The organism is Trichodesmium erythraeum IMS101 (genome assembly GCF_000014265.1).
In the GTDB taxonomy this organism is placed as follows: domain Bacteria; phylum Cyanobacteriota; class Cyanobacteriia; order Cyanobacteriales; family Microcoleaceae; genus Trichodesmium; species Trichodesmium erythraeum.
Genome location: NC_008312.1, coordinates 1,144,320 through 1,165,783 on the forward strand (window position 1 = coordinate 1,144,320; position 21,464 = coordinate 1,165,783).

General features: G+C 33.3%; 11 protein-coding genes. 2 read left to right on the top strand and 9 right to left on the bottom strand.

The features are described from left to right. Positions 1-463: 463 nt before the first annotated feature. Complete coding sequence (gene rsmA / locus TERY_RS03375; protein WP_011610535.1) at positions 464-1,309, bottom strand: 16S rRNA (adenine(1518)-N(6)/adenine(1519)-N(6))-dimethyltransferase RsmA; 846 nt, start codon at positions 1,307-1,309, stop codon at positions 464-466. 417 nt (positions 1,310-1,726) lie between these two features. Beyond that, positions 1,727-3,070, bottom strand: coding sequence for a hypothetical protein (locus TERY_RS03380; protein WP_011610536.1), 1,344 nt, complete (start codon positions 3,068-3,070; stop codon positions 1,727-1,729). A gap of 261 nt (positions 3,071-3,331) precedes the next feature. On the opposite strand from TERY_RS03380, the gene TERY_RS03385 reads away from it, so the two are divergent. After that, a complete protein-coding gene (locus tag TERY_RS03385; protein ID WP_011610537.1) occupies positions 3,332-4,108 on the top strand; it encodes an SH3 domain-containing protein in 777 nt (258 codons plus the stop codon). 2,494 nt (positions 4,109-6,602) lie between these two features. Here TERY_RS03385 and hrcA read toward each other — a convergent pair. The 7 genes from hrcA to TERY_RS03435 form a co-directional block, all read right to left on the bottom strand. Then, positions 6,603-7,715: a heat-inducible transcriptional repressor HrcA gene (hrcA, locus tag TERY_RS03400; protein ID WP_011610538.1), complete on the bottom strand. Its 1,113-nt coding sequence runs from the start codon at positions 7,713-7,715 to the stop codon at positions 6,603-6,605. Positions 7,716-8,040: 325 nt separating this feature from the next. Continuing rightward, entirely contained in the window at positions 8,041-8,403 is a 363-nt protein-coding gene (locus TERY_RS03405; protein ID WP_011610539.1) for a rhodanese-like domain-containing protein, read from the bottom strand. Between the two features lie 1,635 nt (positions 8,404-10,038). Continuing rightward, entirely contained in the window at positions 10,039-13,101 is a 3,063-nt protein-coding gene (locus TERY_RS03410; RefSeq protein WP_011610540.1) for a response regulator, read from the bottom strand. A 520-nt stretch (positions 13,102-13,621) separates the two neighbouring features. Then, on the bottom strand, positions 13,622-17,563 hold the full coding sequence (locus tag TERY_RS03420; RefSeq protein ID WP_011610541.1) for a GAF domain-containing protein: 3,942 nt from the start codon (positions 17,561-17,563) through the stop codon (positions 13,622-13,624). Positions 17,564-17,860: 297 nt separating this feature from the next. Beyond that, entirely contained in the window at positions 17,861-18,343 is a 483-nt protein-coding gene (locus TERY_RS03425; protein ID WP_011610542.1) for a chemotaxis protein CheW, read from the bottom strand. A 41-nt stretch (positions 18,344-18,384) separates the two neighbouring features. Then, positions 18,385-18,753 (bottom strand): response regulator transcription factor, encoded by a 369-nt coding sequence (locus TERY_RS03430; protein ID WP_155994281.1) that lies wholly within the window; start codon positions 18,751-18,753, stop codon positions 18,385-18,387. Positions 18,754-19,277: 524 nt separating this feature from the next. Further along, positions 19,278-20,444 (bottom strand): response regulator, encoded by a 1,167-nt coding sequence (locus TERY_RS03435; protein ID WP_011610544.1) that lies wholly within the window; start codon positions 20,442-20,444, stop codon positions 19,278-19,280. 732 nt (positions 20,445-21,176) lie between these two features. Here TERY_RS03435 and TERY_RS24695 point away from each other — a divergent pair. Beyond that, positions 21,177-21,380: a hypothetical protein gene (locus tag TERY_RS24695; RefSeq protein WP_052845742.1), complete on the top strand. Its 204-nt coding sequence runs from the start codon at positions 21,177-21,179 to the stop codon at positions 21,378-21,380. Positions 21,381-21,464 lie beyond the last annotated feature (84 nt).

A 21,464-nucleotide genomic window follows, 5' to 3' on the forward strand; every position in this document is an offset into this window, starting at 1 on the left:
ATATAAGTTCATAAGTATATTATCAAATTTTGATTCCTAAATATACCTCATAAACTGCGGAAACTGCCGTATTTTTTTTTGATGATAAATTCTCATATTTATGGGTATTTTCTAAGAAGTCAAATTAGTCATTGACTATAACAGTTGTTATTCTTGTTTTTAGATAATTGATTTAAACAAATTGAAATTTATATAAAGGAGAAAGACTTTATCTATCTCAAGAATGAAATGAAAGTTTGAAGTAATCTTGAGTTAGAGTTGATAAATTATATTAATTCAATTTATTTATACAACTAAATTACAAATTCAAGAGTTGGAGCTAAAAATATCTCAATTTAAAAAACAAAATACACAATAAAAACATCCTTATTTTAATGTTTAAGAAGATATTATTATTATGTAAAATTATGGCAGTTAGCAACCCTGTAAAAACATCTCCCCAAGACAGGGTTGCGCGACTTAATTACTTTAATAGTTTATTGTGAGAGTGTAAAAAATGCTCTAAACTATTTGCTAAGGTAACCCACTCCTGAACAGTTAAATCTTCTGCACGACTTTGGGGGTTAACTTTTAAGTTTTCTAATAACTCGAAAAGGCGATCGCGCTCAACAACTGCTTTGAGGTTATTTCTCAACATTTTCCGTTTACTAGCAAAACCTAATTTAACTAACATTTCCATTTGTTTCGGGTTATTTGCCTGGGGTTCTATTAATTGAGGCCGTAGTCGTATTACTGCTGAATCTACTTTGGGTGGTGGATAAAATGCTTTAGCAGGTACATCACAAATAAATTCACATTTGGCTAAATATTGAATTTTTACTGATAAGGAACTATAAGCTTTTGAATCTGGTTTTGCACAAATTCTATCTGCCACTTCTTTTTGTAATAATAAGACAATTAAATCATAAGTATTGGTTAGAGGTTGGGAAATTGTTCCTAATAGTTTTTCTAATATTAATCCAGTAATATTATAAGGTATATTAGCTACAACTTTATGAGGATTTTGGAAACCTATAAATTGTGCTAAATTTGTTTCTAAATCTAGGGATAAAATATCTCCTTGTAATAATAAAAAATTTTTGACTCTGCCAAATTTTTTGACTAACTTTTGACATAAATCTCTATCAATTTCTACTGCCACAACTGAAGCTGCTAGAGGCAATAAACGATGAGTGAGGACCCCTGTACCTGGCCCAATTTCTAGGATGCGATCGCTCTCAGATAATTCAGCAGCTTGGATAATTTTATTGAGAGCTTTATCACTCAATAGCCAATGTTGAGCAAATCTTTTTCGAGGTTGAATAGTCATTTTAGTTATCAGTTATCATTTATCAGCTACCCTAGCAATAGCAAGAATATTTTCTTTTTTTTATACCCTTAAAAGAGTCATAAATAGAACCAGCCAGATTTTTATATATCATAATATATACAACAGATGGTGAGATAGGTAAACCATCAAATTTGGGGATACCACGGAAATTAAAAGTAATTTTATTTCTTTTTTCTTTCTCAATATCTAATAATTGAAAAAAATCCCGTACGCTCCATTTAGAAGACTTTATAGATCCCTTACCCCATTAGGGGTAAATTGGAGAATGAAAACGTCACGCCGCTAACCCCGCCCCCATCTCCACATTTAGATATATCAGAAAAAAGTTTTATAAGCTTAAGATAATGTATCGTTTCCAAAGCTATAGTGAATGCTTTCGACCTTTTGACCTCCCAACTATATTTCAGTAAAATGTTTATACAATAAATAATGAATAAATTGATAGCGATCGCCTATTCTTTGTAACAATAATTGACTACTAGCATAATTAAGAAAACGACGATAATTCCAAGGAATATGCCCATTATTAAATAAAACAATTCGCAGCACCAATTTTTTTAATCCTGGGAAACCAAGCTTTCCACCAATTAAGCCACCAATAGTACCACTAATTAACCCTTCCTTTAATTCCCAAACATATCCAAAAATAAATCCAAAAGTAAACCCCCAAAATAATATACTAATCAAATTAACAATTAACTTATATGCTTGTAACTCGCCATTAGTATCCAACCAACTTGGCTGTAATTTTTTTATTCTAAATTCCTGAATATTTTCTGCTGCCATTCGTTTTGCTAACCATGCCAACCATCGTCTTGTTTGTTCTGGCAGTGGTTCTTGACCCCTAGAATACCATTTATCCTTATTTTCTACCCCTAATTGAAAACGAACATAAGCATTTAATAAATATTTTTCTCTTATCTGTTTAGAAGTAATTCTTCTCCAAGCAGCAATTAAAATTTCCTCATAAGCTAAAGTCATCATGCTTAACATTAATGGTATTTTAGCTAAGTTCAATAACTCTGGTTCATCCTGAATATATACCCAAAGTTCTCGACTTCTAGACGCCAATAAATAATCTTTAATATGACTGTTTTTTAAAGGTTGTAACAAAACAGCAGCATTCACTCTCAACTTATTGTAACAATTTTTATAAGCTGCAAAACTACTACAAACAACTAAATGTTTAGGTTGAAAATCTACTGATAATTTGTTAATCTCTTCTAAGCAATACTCAGATAATTCTGGGGATACTTGATCGAACCCATCTATTAAAGGTAATATTAGCTTATTTTCTAGCCATTCCCTAGTAACTTTCAAGGATATGTTGTATTTAAACTTAAGTTGATAGACTAACCAATCTGAAATTTTATGATTAGGATTTTTCCATGTGGAAAGATCTAATAAGACTGGAATTGGTAAGTTTTGTTCTTTTTCAGCCCTAATCACAAGCCTTCTTGCTAATTCCAGTAAAGTTGTAGTTTTGCCACCTCCAGGATTTCCTAATATAAGTAATTTTCCTTTCATACGGTCAAAAACTTGTATGATATTTACTTGCTCAGGAAGTTTAAAAATAGGGCGCTTTCCTACTTTTACTTCTAGCTCCCAAGAACGTTTTAATTGTTGTGGTGGTTGCTGACGAACCAGATTAATTATTACTGCATGGTGTATAGACTGCGATCGCAGTTGCAGAACTTCTCTCTTAACTATATTTAATAGTTTATCGCGATTTCTTTGCACCTTTGTATAACTCTATTTTAAATGGTTTAGTTAGCTATTATATTGTTAAAATATTAAGCACTTAAAACTTAATTTTTACTCTCCCCTAGTTTGAGATTAGATATACAGTTTAATAGACTAAAAATGATAAAAAATGTAATTAATTTTGTCTGTCTGCTTAACAGCATATCTTAGCTTTAATAGCTAATAGTAAAGCTTTTTATTTAAATGAAAATTGACTAAAAAAGTGAAATAAAATTAAGTTAATCAAGGAATAAAATTATGTCATTACATAAGAGAAATCTGATTCTTGCAGCCATAACTGGATTTGCTAGTACTGCCTCTATTTTTTATTTGACACTTCAGTCTAATTCTTCACAATTTGCTAGTAATTATTTGCAGAAACAAAAGTTGCATAGCAACCTAGTTTCTACTAAACTACAACCCTCATTTTCAACTCTTAACTCCTCAGATTTAGTTACTCAAGAATCTAGTCCAGTTATAATTACACCACCAACATCAGGATGCAAAATAGTTATGGCCATAGTAGATGATCCTGAAGGACCTCTGAATGTTCGTAGCATTCCAGAAGTAAAAGAAGGTAATATAGTTGGTCAACTTAACAATAATACCTTTATTTCTGTCGCAGATGAACAATCTGGTTGGCTACAAATTACTAATCCTCTTAGAGGTTGGGTTGCTAAGAGCCGAACTCGCAGTAGTTGTGCAAGAGTAGAGCAGACCATTACTTTTTCTCCAGGAAGCGACTTAGCTATTGTTAGAGGTGAGATTATTGGTACTGGTAGTCATAACTACCAAGTTAGGATGATTCAGGGCCAGAGCCTAACTATTAAAAATTTAGGAGATGTCTTTCCGGCAATTATTAGCCCTGATGACCAACTTATGACAAGGGAACCTAAGATTTATATTCAAGGTAATGAAAGTGAATGGACAGGTACTATGCCTGTGAGTGGGGTATACACTTTACAATTAGATTCTAATTTTCGTGGATTTAAATATGAGTTTTTAGTATTAATAAAAGGCAATGATAGTTATTAGCTTAAACTCACAATCTATTAAAATTTTGCCTACTTTATTTTATGGGAATAATTATTTTCAAATAGGAATTGATATTATAACTTATATACCTTTTCCATGATTTGAAATGCATTATAATTGACACAGCAATCATACTTCACAATAATTTGATAAGTAATTTGATAAGTAATTGCTAAATCTAACCCCATGCTTTTCCCTACTTCACTTTGTCTAAAATGAACATTAGTATTTGTTAACAAATCTAGAAAACTTAGATAAAGTTATCAAAAATTATCGCTTTTAATGGGTCTTGAATCGATGTTTAAAGATTTTAAAACAGGAGTGTATAATTTAGAAGGAAGCCAAGCTAGTATCCAATGTTTTACCAATTCGATTTTACTGATAGCCATTTCCTATATATCTTCATATTATCGTGGTCAAATAATAAAAAAAAACGGGTATCAAAACTATATTTGTAGATTTACAGAGTTAAGACGAAAAGAGAGAATAAATAACCATTTTTGGGTAATTATCTATGGTAATTTGTGGACGATAGCTGGGTATTATTTATTTGAGATTGTTGAAAATATTATTAATTTAAATCCTCAGAAAAAGCCTAATTATCGAAAAAGATTAATAGCTATATCAAAACTATAAATTCTTTAATTATATGGAGGTAACTGTCATAATTTATCCGAAGGCTGAAATTTTTAATTGACGATCTCTCAAAATTTTAAATTGCCTAAAATTAAGTTTGTGAGCTATCTTAAATTGAATAATACATCAATTAATATAGGGGAGTCGTTGAGCTTTGCTGAACGACTCCCTTTCTAAATAATGATTATTATTCTCAAAAATTTGGCAATTTTTAACCCTCACAAACAGTAGTTAAACCCTTATTCCACAATAGTTTCCACAATAGTGTTAAGGCGCTTGTCACCCCGTGAAGCTTAAATCATATAGGTTTATAGGTTTAGGAAATTTTGATTTTGCTCCACTCTATATCAAACTTGGCACACAGTTAGTTTGCTAAAGCTGCTTCTTGAATATATTTATTTGCCTTAGCGAGAGCGATCGCTGGCTCGTAAGCCTCAATAGCTTTCTAGTTTTGCCCCCAGTATTCTTTGTTTTTCTGCCTCTCTCTATTAAATAGTATTTATGGGAATAGTCGTCTGCTGCATGTTGTGCCCATAATTTCATTTTTTCCCCGTATGTACTCAGTTGTTCTAGCATTTGATCTCGTTCAGCAACTGATGCTTTTGGGCAAAGAGCGAGTAGAGCTAGCGAACCATAAAAGCAATATACTGGAAAATTAAAGAACTCGGTGGCACTGCCCTCAAAATACTCTTCTACTCATATGACATAATATTTTGATTGATGAAAATTACCAAGGAAACAAGACAGAATTAATTTATGAAGATAGATTTGAAATAAACCATAGCAGTCATTAATATTTTCATAGAAAAGAATAAATTTTTCCTCATTAAAAGCACTGCCTAATAATAATTCATGTTTTTTTTCATAGCCGAGTAAATTTAGTACAGCTTGATGAGAAATATTGGTGTAGTAGTAATTATTTTTTGCCTTAAAATGCCAATGTAAGTCAGCTGTGCTTGAGCAAATATAGAGATAAATTTTAATAATAATAAATTGAAGGAACTTTCGGCTGCACTCAGAGATAATTATATCGTGCGGCATTGTTTGCCAATAAAGTCATACAGAAAACAAGAGTTAGGAGCCAGGAGTTAAGAGTCAGGGGTTAACACTCAGGAGACAATAATGGTCGGTAGTCAGAAAAATAAATCAAGTATAAATACTTAAGAGTTTTCTAAATATGGAGTCCGATAGCAATTTGCTAATTAACTTAGTTTACCGAGTATATCTGAGCATTTTCAATTTTCCCACACCAAACAACTCTATTACAAATTTTTTGCCGAATGTGGGTTCAAATATCTTCTTAATTATCCTGAAATTCAAGCTATAGCAGAAGCAATAACATCTCCTCAGTAAAGTTTCCTGAAAAAATATGTCAGTCAGGGCAGGAAATGGGCAATAGTTAGAGCCATTAATTTTTCTGCATTTTTCCCACTCAGGTCAAGGGAAATGCCAAGTGAGCAAATATTAATTTCGTCGTAATTTTTGCGCAATGCCTCTTAAAGTTTAGCACCACTTAAACTAATGTATGATAAAAATCTTATATTTATTCAACCAGCCCTAAGTAGATTTTTAACCCGCCCATGTTGCATCTGTGGAAACCATTTAAAGCATAAGTATTCCCTGATATAATTTATAACAACTATAGATAAAAATATATATTACAAAATCATTCATAATGCTTATCAATTATCTAGGCTATAATCCATCTTATTCATAAAACTTGTGTAGTATTTTTATGATGCTGAATGTGGGTTTTAAGTATAACCAGATAACCTCAATTGGATTTTACTAAACCATTCCCTACTTATTTACTCATCTCAAATGAAAACTTTATATAAAATTAATTATTTTCAGCTACTTAATAACTTCCCATTGCTTCCGATAGAAAATCCGCCGTAGATTTAACTAGAACGATCGCATTCTCATAGACCATCCTAGTCGGTCCTAAAACTCCCACACTTCCTAGAGGAACTGTCCCATTTCCATAAGTTGCAGAAACTAAGGCACAACCTTGAATAGGTTCCAAAGGATTTTCTGAACCAATTGTAACTCTCACCTGTCGATCTGTTTTTTTAGTAGTACTTCCAAATATCAAAGGCCACAATTTATCTTGTTTTTCTTCAAGTAGTTGAATAATAGTTTGGACCTGTTCAAGTTGGGAGAATTCTGGCAAACGTAGTGCTTCTGCTATACCGCTAATTAATATTCTAGTATATTTAGGCGTTCCACAACGCAGAGTTAAATTTTCCAACAGATTTTTGATCAATTTAGCGTATTTCTCAAACTCCCAGTCTAGCTCACTCCAGTCCAATAAAGATAATTCCCCTATTACTCGTCCTTTTAGCTGACTATTCAAAAAATTTGATAATATTTGTAATTCTCGATCAATATCTTCTAAATTGGGGACGGCAGAATTACCCTGTAAATTTTTGCGATCATTTATCTGATTTATTGTCTTTAAGTCCATAATCAGTGATTGAGTTTCATAGGTATTTGTCACTACAATTAGCATGATTTTCTCTGCTTCCACTTGTACCAATTGTAGATGTCGTAGCTTAGCCGTCGAAGTTTGGGGCATTGTCACCAGAGTAATATAACCACTGAGGCTAGCTAAAATTTGAGCGGCTCCTTGAAGTACAACTTCTAGGCGACCTTCTGGCCAATTTAGTTGCTTTTGTAAAAGCTCTTCAATTTCAAAAGCTAGATTTTCTGAAGGTCTAATTAATTGGTCAACATATATTCGGTAACCTGAGTCCGATGGAATTCTTCCAGCCGAAGTATGAGGTTGATATAATAGTCCGCTTTTCTCTAAAAAGCTCATCCCATTGCGAATTGTCGCTGGACTAACACTGAGATTATACTCTTCTACAAGGGATTTTGAGCCAACTGGCTCTGCTGTCGCAATATAGTGGCGAACTGTTGCCCAGAGAATATGTTGATGACGATTATTAAGCTTAACTTGTAATGACATGGATGTAGGGTGAGTATATTCCGGAAGCTACCAAACAATAATAGAAAAAATAATTTTATGTTTATGATAAGGTTAAATTTATTTTTCTTAATAAAATTTAGTACTTTATTATGATATAATCATATTTTTTATATGAATATGTAGCAAAATGAACTTTCCTGACCATAAATCTTAGTCACCGATCCTAAAAATTTTCTATAATGAGGCTTACAGAAAAACTAGGGTTATCAATGAGTGAGAGCAAAAAAAACTATAACCAGGGCTTTTTATTTTGGTGAGTAAGTTCTGCTGTATATAAATTAACTATATCTATATATAGCTATAGCTAATAACGAGGTATACTTTGGTCTACTACTGATGAGTACGCATCTATACCACCAATAATATTTTTAACATTTGTAAAATCCTGATTTTTCAACCATTGGCACATTTGAGCTGAACGGATCCCATGATGGCACAAAACTAAAGTTTCTTGGCTAGAGTCCAAATGAAGATGAATTTTCTCTGACCATTCATGAAATTCACTTAAAGGTAAAACTTTAAAACCTTTGATAAAAGCTACTTCAATTTCTTGCCGTTCCCGAACATCAACTAATTGTAAATTTTCAGGAATACCGTTTATTAGGCGACTTGCCAGCTCTTGGACAGTAATTTCAAGAATAGGTTGTTTAGAAGACTGTTGTGACATTTTTAGACGCAAGAATCTATTAATTTACTAGTAGTATAAATATACATCAAAGAAAGTCGAATCTTACTCCCGACTCTGATATGTAAAGATATAGTGCTTTGTCAATTTTTAAGATTTGGGTTAAAACAATCAATTGAGAAGACAAGGGGGGAAAGTAGACAAAGAGAATTTTTAATAAATTACCTATCAAATCAACCTTTACAAACCAGTAGTAAGACTTTTGAGTTTGGTACAAGTATCAATGATACACTTTGTTGATAGACTACCACATCTTTGATATTTTTTCTTGGCAAACACCATATTTAGTCCCATCATTTGTGTACAAAACTAAATCACAATCAGAAGAAACCCTTCTGCATAAAAGCCTTCTGCCCTCTGTCTTTTTTTCACAAAAAAACATCTCTAATAATAAATAAAAAATAAAATCAATTATGGCGCAGATATCATTAATTCTTTCCCCCTACTCTATACAGGCATTCCATATAATGTCTCTATTTACTCCCTCTTTTTATAAATGTCTAAATTGTAAATGTTCAAATGGACATAATATTAGCTAGTTTGTGTTTTTTGATTATATTACACACTTTCAAATCTTGTTAAACTAAGCAGACCCATTTTCAGTTTTCCTTTATAAAGTTTGCTCATCTTCAGAAACAGATGCGAGACTTTGACCTTATTGAGCTCCTCTCTTAAAGCTCTTTTTTCATAGGTACATCTTTAAAATTCCACTTTTAGATTGAATAAATCCGAGTGGTTAACTACTTTTAAATTTTTGGCAGTTTTAAAATTTCTCAGTGGATATTTAGCATATACTCCCAATTCCTTAACTACCTACTTTATCATACCACTTTTCAAAAATATTGTAACAATAGAAGAGGTCTAAAACTGTTAAGCGATCGCTACTACTCTGTGGCATAAGTGAAACTACTAAAAACAAAAAATAACTATACAAAAACCATCCATTATCCTGTAGATTTAGGATACTTATAACTGCTAATTAATAAGGATGTTCAGGAAAAAATTATCTGAATTTAATGATGATAAAATTGCTCTATAAGCACAATTAAACATTACTACAGTCACAAAATCAGGAAATGGGGAAGAAGGATGCAAAATCTAAAAAAAAAGACTGAAACTTGAGAACATAAGCTAGATATCAAATACAAGACTATGGGCATAAACTATGGATGAAGATGTCGAAGCTAGAAGTAAATTAGGGTAAAAATTCCAGTCTTTAATAAAGCCTTGAAAATGAAAAATCATCCCTCTATAGATTCTATTGGAATAGACAAATGGAATTATCAGACAGCATATCAGTATCAAGTATCGTAGATATACAGAAATTTTGTAAGCTCTGGCAACAAACTGAAGTAACACCAAAGTTAGCGTTTCGACTGTCGCCAATATGAAACGCGGACCACGGCGTCAGTCATATCGTCTACTTTACTTTAATTAATTGGATATAGCTTCATAGTCGCAAGAACAATACTGTAGTCTAAAGAGCTGAATTAGTTTAAGAGATCAAGTGTGGCAGCCATATCACTCCTTGCAACTGGAATCATCTAATTACCTATCTTACACCTTGCTGACACACTACCATCTATTTCTAGCTTAAAATTTTTGAAATACAATGCTTTAGCCCCCTACTGTCGGTAAATAGCTTTGTAAACTATTAATTAAATCTTGGTCTAAAAAAGGTTTAGTTAAATAGTCATTTGCACCCAAATGTTTAGCTAACTGACGATAGGATAGACTGCTACGAGATGTTAAAATTAATATAGGCATTTCTTCCATAGAATATTGTTTACGACAATGACTAAGAAACTGTAAACCATTCATCTCTGGCATTTCCACATCACAAATAATAGCCTGAATTGGAATATGCTGTTGTAGCTTTACTAATCCTTCTTTAGCATCTTTAGCTTGTACAACATTATATCCTGATTTATGTAAAGTTTGAGAAATAGTTTGACGAGTAGTTAAAGAATCATCTACTACCAAAATAGTTGGTAGTTGAGGCAAAGCTGGCTGTTTTAACTTATTTTTAATCCCCGGAAATTTATAAGTATTTGATTCTCCTTTGTGTAATGTTTTTTCTAATAATTTAATGCCGTCTATAACTGGTACTAAACTACCATCTCCTAAGATTGTGCAACCATACAAATATGATGGTGCTGTTAAAATTTTGCTAAAAGGTTTAATCGTCAAATTTTGTTCCATTAATATCTGTTCAACTTTGATAGCAATTGTATCTGTATCTTCAGAAATCAAAAATAACATTACCTTTCCTTGATATTTTTGACCATAAGGACTTTGACCAAATTCAACAGCTTTTTGTTGAATATCACCTAAAACTATAGGATAATTATAATCCGATACAATTGATGGTGCTATTAATACTTTTTTACCTCGCCAAGAATATATTTCTTTCCCTTCTTTATTAACTTTAATTTCAGTCGGATCTGCATAGATAATAGTTGCTAAAATATCTAAGGGAATAGCAAATAAATTACCTTCCATACGAAAAACTAATAATTTTGTGATTGTCAAAGTCCAAGGTAATCTCAGAATAAATCTTGTGCCTTTACCTCTTTCTGATTGGATAGTAATATTGCCTTTTAATGCTTCTATTTGACGTAAAGCTACATCTAATCCTACCCCTCTTCCTGACAATTCACTCACTTTTTCCTTAGTTGAAAAGTCTGGATAGAATAATAATTGGTATAACTGTTTAGTTGATAATTTTGTGGCTTCACTAGCAGAAATAACTTGCTTAACTATAGCTTTATTCCGGATTTTTTCAACATCTATACCACCTCCATCATCTCGAATTTCAATATAAGTATAATTTCCTTGATAATAAGATTTGATAGTAATTATTCCTACCTCTGATTTACCATTAGCTTGTCTTATTTCTACTGGTTCAATACCATGATCGAAAGCATTTCTTAGTATATGAAGTATGGGGTCATATAATTTTTCTAAAACTACTTTGTCTAACATAGTATTTATCCCAATTAATTCTAGTTTTACCTGTTTTTGGTTTTGTACCGATAAATCTCTAATCATTCTAGGGAATCTATTAAATAATGATTCCACAGGTAACATTCGAGTCTTGTTAAGATTACTTTGTATACGCTGTAAGGTTTGTTGCTTTTTTTTGACAATTTGTTGACTCTGCTGATGTAGTACTTTAATATCGTCTACTGCTTCTCCTATTTGAGCAATTTCTTCTGTAATATTTGGTATTATATTTAGTAGAGATGCTAGTTTATTATTTTGAGGATTTGATGAATTTTTTAGTTTCTCATAAAAAACATTAATATCTTGAAGATTTATCATTAATTGCTTAATTTTTTGCCACCCTTTATCTAATGTTTCTATTGAAGCTTGAGCTTGTATATTTTGGAGCATAAAACTATTTTCTTGAGTAGCTAAATCTCCTACTAAATTATTCAATATTTCTAGGTTTTTCAGGTCTATCCTAATACCTAAAGCATATGAGGGTTGAGAAGTAGTTTGTTTTTGCTCAACTTGCTTTTGATTATCAGTAACTTCTGCCCCATAATCTTGTTGTTCCAAAACATTTCCTGATAATGTTGCAGCATTAGAGTTTTGAGTCTTTTTTCTGTTAGTTATCTCTGCTTTTTGACTTTTATTTTGATTAGCAATGTGAGATTTTTTAGTAGATTTCTTGACTTGTTCTGTCTTTTGATTATTAGTCACTTCTAGTCCATAATCTTGTTGATCAGAAACATTTTCTGATAATGTTGTAGCATTATGGGCAGTAGTTTTTGTTCTGTTATTTATCTCCGCTTTTTGAAGTTGAATTTGATTAGCAACATGAGATTTTTTAATTGGTTGACTAACTTGTTTTTTGTTAGTAGTTCCTACAGCTTTTTTAGGTTTTAACGGTTTAGTCAATTTTACTAATGTCTCATTTAATTGTCCACCTTGAGCGCGATCGCCTTCTAATACTGCTTTATGTCCTGCCCAAAAATCTGCTAAAGCTAATTGAGCAATTTTTGTTGTATATTTTGGATTTACCTCTAAAGCTTTAATTGCAGTTTGAGCAATAGAAGTAAACCCAGGCAAATCAAGCATTGCTCCCAAAGTCGCGAAGACTTCTGCTTGTCTCTTCAATTCATCTTTAAGGGATAAACCATTATCACCTTTACTTCTTCCAGCCAACAAATTTTCCCAACGCTGCAAACCAAAGGGTATTTCTTCTGTAAAGAGAAACATAGCCATATCACCCTGTTCCATTGGCATTTCAGGAAACTCTGCTGCTGCTTCTAGAGAATTCCCAAGTTTATTTTCTAGCTGCTGAAAAACCTGCTTTGCTTTGGCAAGAGCTGTCTTTTTATCGTAGTTACCTGTTTCAATTTGTTCTAGAGTTGCTGATTGCAAACAGTCAAAAGCTTGCAGCAGTAAATTCTCTAACTCCATGTCAAAAACAGTATTTTCCTGATAAAGAGCCCTAATGCCATTTTCTAAGTCATGGGCAATTTTTTGAATTCCCATCAAACCAATACAAGCAGCACCTCCCTTAATTGAATGAGCTGCCCGCATCAATTTATGAAGCGTTTTAATATCATGCTTTTGAGAGATATTAATCAATCCTTCTTCAAGAGTGTGCAGTAATTTTGTAGTTTCTTCTACAAAGAATTCGTAGGCTTGATCGTCAATTTCAATCATTGTATAAAAGTTCAAATTTTAAAGAATATAAACAGCATATTATAACACTACACAAAAGTGTTAGCACATTAATAAAATTATAGTAGCTTTATTTTCCTAGAGATTAGACTACAGTAGGGTTGTTCCTTGGAGCTCCATATAAGGATTTTTATGATTAAAAGCGTGTTCCCAATTTGCTGAAAACCACTGAAATCCAATAAAAACAATAGTTTTGACTTGAGCTAGTAGCTGTTTGCATTCGCATTCTGACACGAAAAGGCTGACAGCACTTTTCAAATTGATTACAAACAAAGGAATTCCCAAGCCTCTCCTCGGATAGGGACTCAACAAAATATTCACCACATTTATTTCAGTCCGGATACTTGAAGTCAGGGGCACTGTTTCGCTACGCAACACAAAAAAACGTAGTTCCTCCTCCAGGAGGCTAACTGTAACAGTGATAATTTAAATGACCTCACATCAGAATCAAAAACTTATAGGGAGTTGTAGGGAGTATATCCCTACTACCTAAGAACCCCAATTAATTTACCTTAAACTCAGCAACATTCTTTTCTAAATCTCCAGCCACTGCTAGTAATTTAGCAAAAGACTCTGCCACAGTCATAGATTGTTCAGAAGTTTGATTAGCGATCGCTGCCACTTCCTGCATTGTTTTTGACAGTGTACTAGAAGTATCAGCTTGAGTAGTAGCAGAAACAGTAATATCCTTTACCAACTCATTAATTTTTCCACTCACATCCAACATATCTGTCAGAGTTTGTCGCGCTCCCTTAACTAACTGAGTACCAATCATTACCCGCTTTCGCCCCACTATCATTGATTTAATAACTTCACTGGTGCCAGACTGAATCTCCTCAACAATTTGCTCTATTTCCTCAGTAGCACTAGCTGACTGCTCTGCCAGAGAACGTACCTCACTAGCCACCGTAGCAAATCCTTGGTCATCTTGCCCCGCTCTAGTTGCTTCTACCGAAGCATTCAATGCTAAAACATTTGTTTGATTTGCCAAATCATTAATCAAACTAAGAACCCGTGAAATCTTCTTAGAAGTTTCCCCTAAACTTTTCACCTTCCTAGCAGTTGCCTCAACTGTTTTCTGAATTCCCAGGATTCCATCCACAGTACGGTTCATGGCAGCATCACTCGTTTGTAGAATCTGATTTGCTTGCTGCACCTTAGTTTCTGCTTGTTTGGCATTAGCTACCACTGCCTTAACTGAATTAGCCATTACCTGAATTTGTTGGAAAGCATTAGCTATTGCTTCTGCTTGGCGTTGAGCTTCACCGGACAGCTTTTTAATTTCTGCTTCATTATCAACTGTAGTCAAACTCACAACATTTGTTGCCGACTGCACCTGCAAGACTAACTGCTGTAAGCTTTCAATCGCAGCATTAAAGAAATCAGCAACAGTTCCCATTACACCAGTTGTAACAGTAGCACGCACTGTCAAATCCCCATCAAAAGAATTTTCTATTTCTGCCAAAAACTTTTCTATCTGAGTTTCTAGTAATTCTTTTTGGTTTTGCTGTTCCATAGATATACCTTCTGCTTTTTGACGAGCTTGTTCAATTTGTTGTAACAAAAGTGCTTGGTCAAGAGCATACCCAATTTGCAAAGATACCTGCTTAAAAACTTCAACATCTGACTCTAACCAATTGCGAGTTTCAGAACATTGATGCACCCCTAATAAACCATATAGAGTTTGGTTAACTAAAATCGGAGCCACTATATTCGCCTTAACTTGCCATTTTCCTAGTTGTTCTTCATGACATGCTGTCAAACCTGCTTTACTTACATCTGGTGTAACCTGTACCCGACCTTGACGATATGGTTCCACATAATCTACCGGAAAACAAGTTACCTCAGTTTCCATATCTATAATATTGATATACCCCTGTTTAACCGCCTCACTAATAATCTTACCATCCCAGTCTTTATCAAAACGATAAACTACTACCCGGTCAGCTTCCATCAGTTTAAGTGCTTCTTCTACTCCTGTACGAAAAATGCGGTTTATGTCAAGAGATTCCCGAATTCTTAAACTAATTTGATTCAGTTTTTTAGACTGTTCTACAGTTGTTTTTTGCCGTTGTAGAAGATTTTCCTGCTCAACTGCAAAACCGATTTGAGTTGCTAATTGCTTAATAAAATCAACTTCTGAATCTTTCCAATTACGGGGAGCAGAACATTGATTAGTTACAAAGAAACCATATAGCTTTTTCTCAACCAGAATTGGAGCTGTCAATGTCGCTTTAATTTTTAGAGGTTCAGCATCTTTTAAATAACATTCAGTATTCTTAGCATCATCAATCATAGTTTGAGAGGGGTCGTGTAGATTATTGAATACCTTAACTCGTCCTCGAAGATAAGCTTTAATATGATGTTCCTTAAAACATTTAGCATCCAATTTTGTACCCATAGCAGTAGGCCACATACTATCTACTGATTCAGCCACAACAGTACCATTATAGTCATCATCTAATTTATAAACCATCACTCGGTCTGCTGTTAAAACTTGGCGAGTCTCAACTACTACTGTATTAAAAATATCCTGTTCATTCAAAGATTCCCGAATCATCGAGCTAATTTCATTCAAGCGTCGTGCTTGTTCAGTTGCGACCTTTTGCTGTTCTAAAAGTCTTTTCTGTTCTAAGGCAGTACTGAGTTGACTACCTAACTGTTTGACAAAATTAATTTCTGATTCTTGCCAACTTCGAGGTTGAGAACATTGGTGAACAATTAATAAACCATATAGTCCTGCTTCTACTAAAATTGGAGCAACAATATTTGCTTTAACTTCAAAAGGTTCTAATAATTTAATCTGACACTCAGATATCCCAGAACCTTGAATATTTTCAATTGTGCTAACTTGCCCACGCAGATAAGGCTTAAAATTTTTGGCAAAGCAAGGGTCAGCTATTTTCTTACCCATAGTTTCTGTCCAACCCTGACCAACTGATTCTGCTACCACTGTACCAACCATATTTTCATCAAACTGATAAATTATAGTGCGGTCTGCTCCCAGAGTATTACGAGCTTTTTCAATCAGAATATCAAAAACTTCTTCAGTATTAGTGCTACTACGCAAACTATTGGCAATTTCGTTTAATAATCGAGTTTGTTTAACTATAGCTTGTTGTTGTTCTAATAAGTATGCTTGGTCTAGAGCATACCCTACTTGAATACTAACTTTTCCCATCAAGTCTATTTCTAATTCTGTCCAAGCTCTGGGACCAGAACATTGGTGAGCAATTAACAGACCTTGTAGTTTCTTCTCAACTACAATGGGGGCAACTAAACTAGCTTTGACCTCAAAGAGCTTAAGCTGATTAATATAAGAGGGAGTTAGTTCAGCTTCTTCTATATTGTCTATAACCTTAACTCGCCTTTGTTGATAGGATTGTACATAATGGTCAGCAAAATAGACATCAGTAATTTTTGCTCCCTGGGCTTTTGGCCATTTGCTATCAACTGATTCAGCAATAACTGCGCCTTTTGATTCATTATCAAATTTGTAGACCATTACTCGATCTGAGTTTAAAATACTCCGGGTTTCTTCGACTGTAGTAGCTAATACGTCTTTGAGGTTCAGGGACTTACGAATTTCGTTCGTTATTTTATTTAATTTTTGAGCTTGTTGGGTAGCTGCCCGTTGTTTTTCTAATAGTAACGCTTGGTCTACAGCATAACTAAGTTGAATTGCCAGTTGCTGGAAAAATTCGATTTCTGATTCTATCCATTGTCGAGGTTCAGCACAATGATGGGCTATTAATAAGCCTATTAATTTTCCACTGGCAAGAATAGGAGCGACTAAGTTTGCTCTAATAGCAAAGGTTTCAAGTTGACTGATATGACAATCATTTAATCCTGCTTCATAGATATCAGCAATTCCCCTTACCCGACCTTTTTGATAAAATTCTACATAACGCTCCGCAAAACAGGGATCGGTGATTTCTTCTCCCAGTGTTTCTGGCCATTGCACATCTACTGATTCGGCAATGACTGTGCCTTGCCAATTTTTATCAAATTGATATACTATTACTCTGTCTGTTTGTAAAGCATATCTAGCATCTTCCACAACAGTTTTAAATATATCTTTAAGGTTGAGAGACTCCCGAATGTTGGACGTTATTTGGTTTAATAATTCGGCTCTTTCTGCTGCAGCTCCTTCTGTTTCTATTAATGATTGAAGTTGATTGATTCTGATATCTATATTAGAGCGCAATACTGCTAAATCTTCTGCTAATGCATTAGTTTTTTCCTTTAAACCTAGTGATTTTTTGGTAGAAATAGATGTTTTTCTAGTATTTGGCTGCCACACTTCTACTGGCACAATTGTTAATTCTTCATTTCCTGATTGAGGTTGTTTAGTTTCTATTGGAGATTTTTTAGAGTAATCTTTATCTTTATTGGGCAGTCTATTGTCTTGTTGGTTTGTTTTTCTAAAACCGGTCTGTGTCATAATTTTATTAGTGATGGTTAATGAGGAATTATAGGGGTTTTCACTTCATTAATACAAAACTTCTACAAATGCCTTGTATTTGATTAAATAAATATCTGTATTTTTGAATAATGAAAACTACTATAATTAATGGATATAGGTAAATTTTGTATTAGTAAAGACATACAAATGTCCTCCATTCAAAATTCAAAAGTATGTATTAGTAAGGCTTTTATAATTAATTTTGTTCCTCACTCCTAGTACCGTTCAAAAAAAAAATTATTACTGATGAATTATGAATTATAACGAGGTTTAAATCTAGGTTTTTTCTATGTATTCGATGATTGCTTTAATATCTAAAATCATCTTTTTTTCTCCTGCTGAATTGCTGCAAGTTCCCTGAATAAACTTTTCTACAAGTGAATTTCTTTTGTGTTTTGTTGACGTACTAATCTCTTTACTTTCAAAATCGATCAATTTACCTACTTTTTGGACCAAAATACCTAGATAACTATCTCGAAATTTTACTTTCACTACTCTAAACTTTTGCTGATAGTATCCAGTAGATAGTAAAGGTTGAAAACCCATCAAATAAGCAAGATCGATTAACCATAGAATTTGGCCTTGCCACTGGAATACTCCTACAACTACATTTGGCATACCTGGTATTTGTAAGATTATTCTATGGTCTAAAGTAATCACTTCATCCAGCTCACGAGTAAATAGTATTACCTCTAAAGTCTTAGTGACTTCTAAAGATATAAATTGTTGACTACTATTTAATGATAGTTGTTTTGCCATTGGCTTTTTTTCATGCTTTAGTCATTAAACAACGATGTTTTTCACACAACTAATTTTTCTAATGTTGCCACAAGTTTCTCTTGATCAACTGGTTTAGTAACATAAGCAGATGCTCCCTGCTTCATACCCCACTGTTTATCAATTTTCTCTGATTTACTAGAACAAATAATAATTGGGATATTCGCTGTATTTTTTTGCTTTTTTAGTTCTCTACACAAACTATAACCACTCTGACCCGGTAATACAACATCTATTAAAATTACATCAAAATTTTTTTCCCTCAGCATCACCTTAGCTGCTTCTGCTGTACCTACATTTAAGACCTCATACCCTGATTTTTTCAAGCACTGAGTCAGAGCAGTAGCTTCTCTGTGACTATCTTCTACCATCAAAACACTTCCCTTTACCATTGATTATCTTTCCACTGTCAAAACTAACTTAATAGTAATTCCTAATGATTACTATTATTTCATATAATCGTAAAAGTTTATCTTTCTTCACAATACAATATTAACTACCAAATGGCATCTCAATAATTGCTTTTTCTTGCTTCTGTATGCTGTGACTTTCCTTTTAAGGTTAGTTACTTATTTGATTTAATAAGTAGTAGTATTCAAGAAAGAAACTTAAGTAAGTAATTAAATACTATTATATTTAAAGGAGCGAATAGCAGTAGTTTTATTGATCAAAATAATTATCGCGACTCAACCCCGCCTTGACAAAATGTTTTTGGAGGTTTGCTTATTCCCATACCGTTTACATAAAACTTTTTTTGACTTCTGAGTACTAAACTTTGACTTCTGACGAGCATTAACCCCACTTCAACCATAAATCAAGATGGTCCAAAGACTACCCAAAAACCTGAAACGGAGTAGTTAAATTTATTAATATCTTTTAATAACATAAGTCTAAGTAACAATAGAGTTATTCTTGATCAGTTAAATTTTGGAGTTACAGACAAATGTTTTTTAATAATTTTTAAAATTGCTTCTGGCTTAGGAGGCTTATTCAGAAAATCAGCAGTTCCAATTAACTTGGCCCGACTGCGATCTATTAAATTATTCTTACTAGTAAGAATGATAACTGGTATTTTTTTAAAAGCTGGTGTATTGTGTAAAAATTGATAAACATTATAACCATTAGCATTAGGCATTTCTAAGTCAAGAAAAATCAAATCTGGTTTATGTTCAGCAATTTTCACAAATCCTTTGATTGGATCTTGTATACCGATCAGGTTATATCCAGCAGGCTCAACAATTTTTCTTAATGTTTCAGCAACTACCTTACTATCATCAATACAAGCAATTAATGGCTTTTTTTTTGGTATAGTCTTATCTCTATTTTTATGAGAATTAGTTTTTGCTAAAGATGATGTAAAATTGGGTCCTGGCAAATCTGAAATTGTTTGTAATTGTACCAACCCTTTCTTGACTAAGGGAAGTAAAGTATGAGTGACAACTAAGATTGATTTTTGTAGTTTACATACAATATCCCACAGAGTTAAATCACCCTGTAAATATTTACCGAAACCAGATAAAGCTTCTGAGGCAACAGGTTTTTTAGGAACAGGAACAAGGTTTAGGTTTAAATTTTCAAAACCTGCTTTTCTAGATAGATATTGTATTTGAGCAACTTTAGCGAAAATTGGTTTTATTTCCGAATAAGATAGAGATAAACCAAGGGATAATTCTGATTTACTACCAGGGTTTTCTTCCCACTTATGTATTAGATCTGGGTAGTAGCTTATGGAAAACAAGATTTCTAGGGTAACAGTGCGAATGACTGCTTTTGCTTGAGCAACAGTGATTTGATTTTTGCTAATTCCATCATACAGGAGTAAGTATTCCCAAGGTTTGTATGGCTCTAGTTGTAATTGTATTTGTGAGGTTATAGGATTCCACTTAGGGCAGTATAACTTTACCCGTCGTTCCCAACGCCTTACTCTGTGGATTTCGCTAGTGCTATATAATATCCTACCATAAGATAGGTTGATTTGTCTTTCTTTTGGCAGACTATTTAATAATAATTTGCCAGTTGCATTTAGTTGGCTAAGTTCATCCAAAATTTTGGCCAATTTGATTAACTGTTTGTTAGCAGACATTTTTTAGTTGTCAGGTTGTAGGATTAAACTCAGGGCAGTGCAATCTGATCTGTCGTTCACAAAGCCTTAAGCATCTGGATATCTCTAGTAGCATACGGAATTATACCATAAAATAAGTTAATTTCTCTTTCCTTTGCCGGACTATTTATGAATATTTTGCCAGTTGCATTTAGTTAGCTAAGTACATTCAAAATTTCGGCAAATTTGATGAATTTTTTTGTTACCGGATATTGAACTGAAAATTATAAGATTCAAATTTAAATAATCCTAATTTTTTGTATATTTAATCACATGTATATATTTCAGCTTCCTTCTTACCACGTGAGCTTCTCTTCACATTCTCAAATTTTATCCAAATGCTAAGAAGTTACTGCTACCGTTTAGCGATCGCATTCCTAGTAGACATCGACGCACCCAGTTAATGGTCAAAAACTTAGCTAAGTTGGGGTATCCTATTGATCCACCATCAACCCAGCGCGCGAAAAGTACCAGGAAGACCAAATATTCCTATAGCCTTATTTAATGAAGGTTATGTGCGTTCGCGCCACAAGAATCTTTTGAACCTTGGTTGAGGGATAATAAACCTACTTATGTTCATTATCAGAAATTTTCTATAATTGAAGGTACTAGTTTACTGCGTAGTTGTGGAGTAGTTCCTGTTTGCGAGCACCCCTATCTATTTCATGGGGGCAAGTTGAGGTTATATTACCTAAGATGATATAAGTTGCTTTGATGGAGCCAGAAGCTTTTCATCCCTCTCATTCTCCGACTCAAGTACAAAATTTAAAAGATTTATCCAAAAAGTATAGGTTGTTGATAGCTGGTGGCATTGACTATCATGGAGTTAATAATTATAGAAAAAAGGAAACTACTTTAAATATGCTTCCATTACCAATAGAGTTGCTTGCACCGATCCAGCAAGCTCCTAGTATTTAATGTGGGAAATAGAGAGACAACTGTAGAGACCTTCCTAGGAATATCTCTGTGAGCTATCCCCTTATTCCCACTATCATAGCGCTA

Excerpts from the sequence above, each read along its gene's own strand:
- rsmA (WP_011610535.1), bottom strand. The coding sequence starts at position 1,309 with ATGACTATTCAACCTCGAAAAAGATTTGCTCAACATTGGCTATTGAGT.
- TERY_RS03385 (WP_011610537.1), top strand. The coding sequence starts at position 3,332 with ATGTCATTACATAAGAGAAATCTGATTCTTGCAGCCATAACTGGATTT.
- hrcA (WP_011610538.1), bottom strand. The coding sequence starts at position 7,715 with ATGTCATTACAAGTTAAGCTTAATAATCGTCATCAACATATTCTCTGG.
- TERY_RS03405 (WP_011610539.1), bottom strand. The coding sequence starts at position 8,403 with ATGTCACAACAGTCTTCTAAACAACCTATTCTTGAAATTACTGTCCAA.
- TERY_RS03410 (WP_011610540.1), bottom strand. The coding sequence starts at position 13,101 with ATGATTGAAATTGACGATCAAGCCTACGAATTCTTTGTAGAAGAAACT.
- TERY_RS03420 (WP_011610541.1), bottom strand. The coding sequence starts at position 17,563 with ATGACACAGACCGGTTTTAGAAAAACAAACCAACAAGACAATAGACTG.
- TERY_RS03425 (WP_011610542.1), bottom strand. The coding sequence starts at position 18,343 with ATGGCAAAACAACTATCATTAAATAGTAGTCAACAATTTATATCTTTA.
- TERY_RS03430 (WP_155994281.1), bottom strand. The coding sequence starts at position 18,753 with ATGGTAAAGGGAAGTGTTTTGATGGTAGAAGATAGTCACAGAGAAGCT.
- TERY_RS03435 (WP_011610544.1), bottom strand. The coding sequence starts at position 20,444 with ATGTCTGCTAACAAACAGTTAATCAAATTGGCCAAAATTTTGGATGAA.
- TERY_RS24695 (WP_052845742.1), top strand. The coding sequence starts at position 21,177 with ATGGAGCCAGAAGCTTTTCATCCCTCTCATTCTCCGACTCAAGTACAA.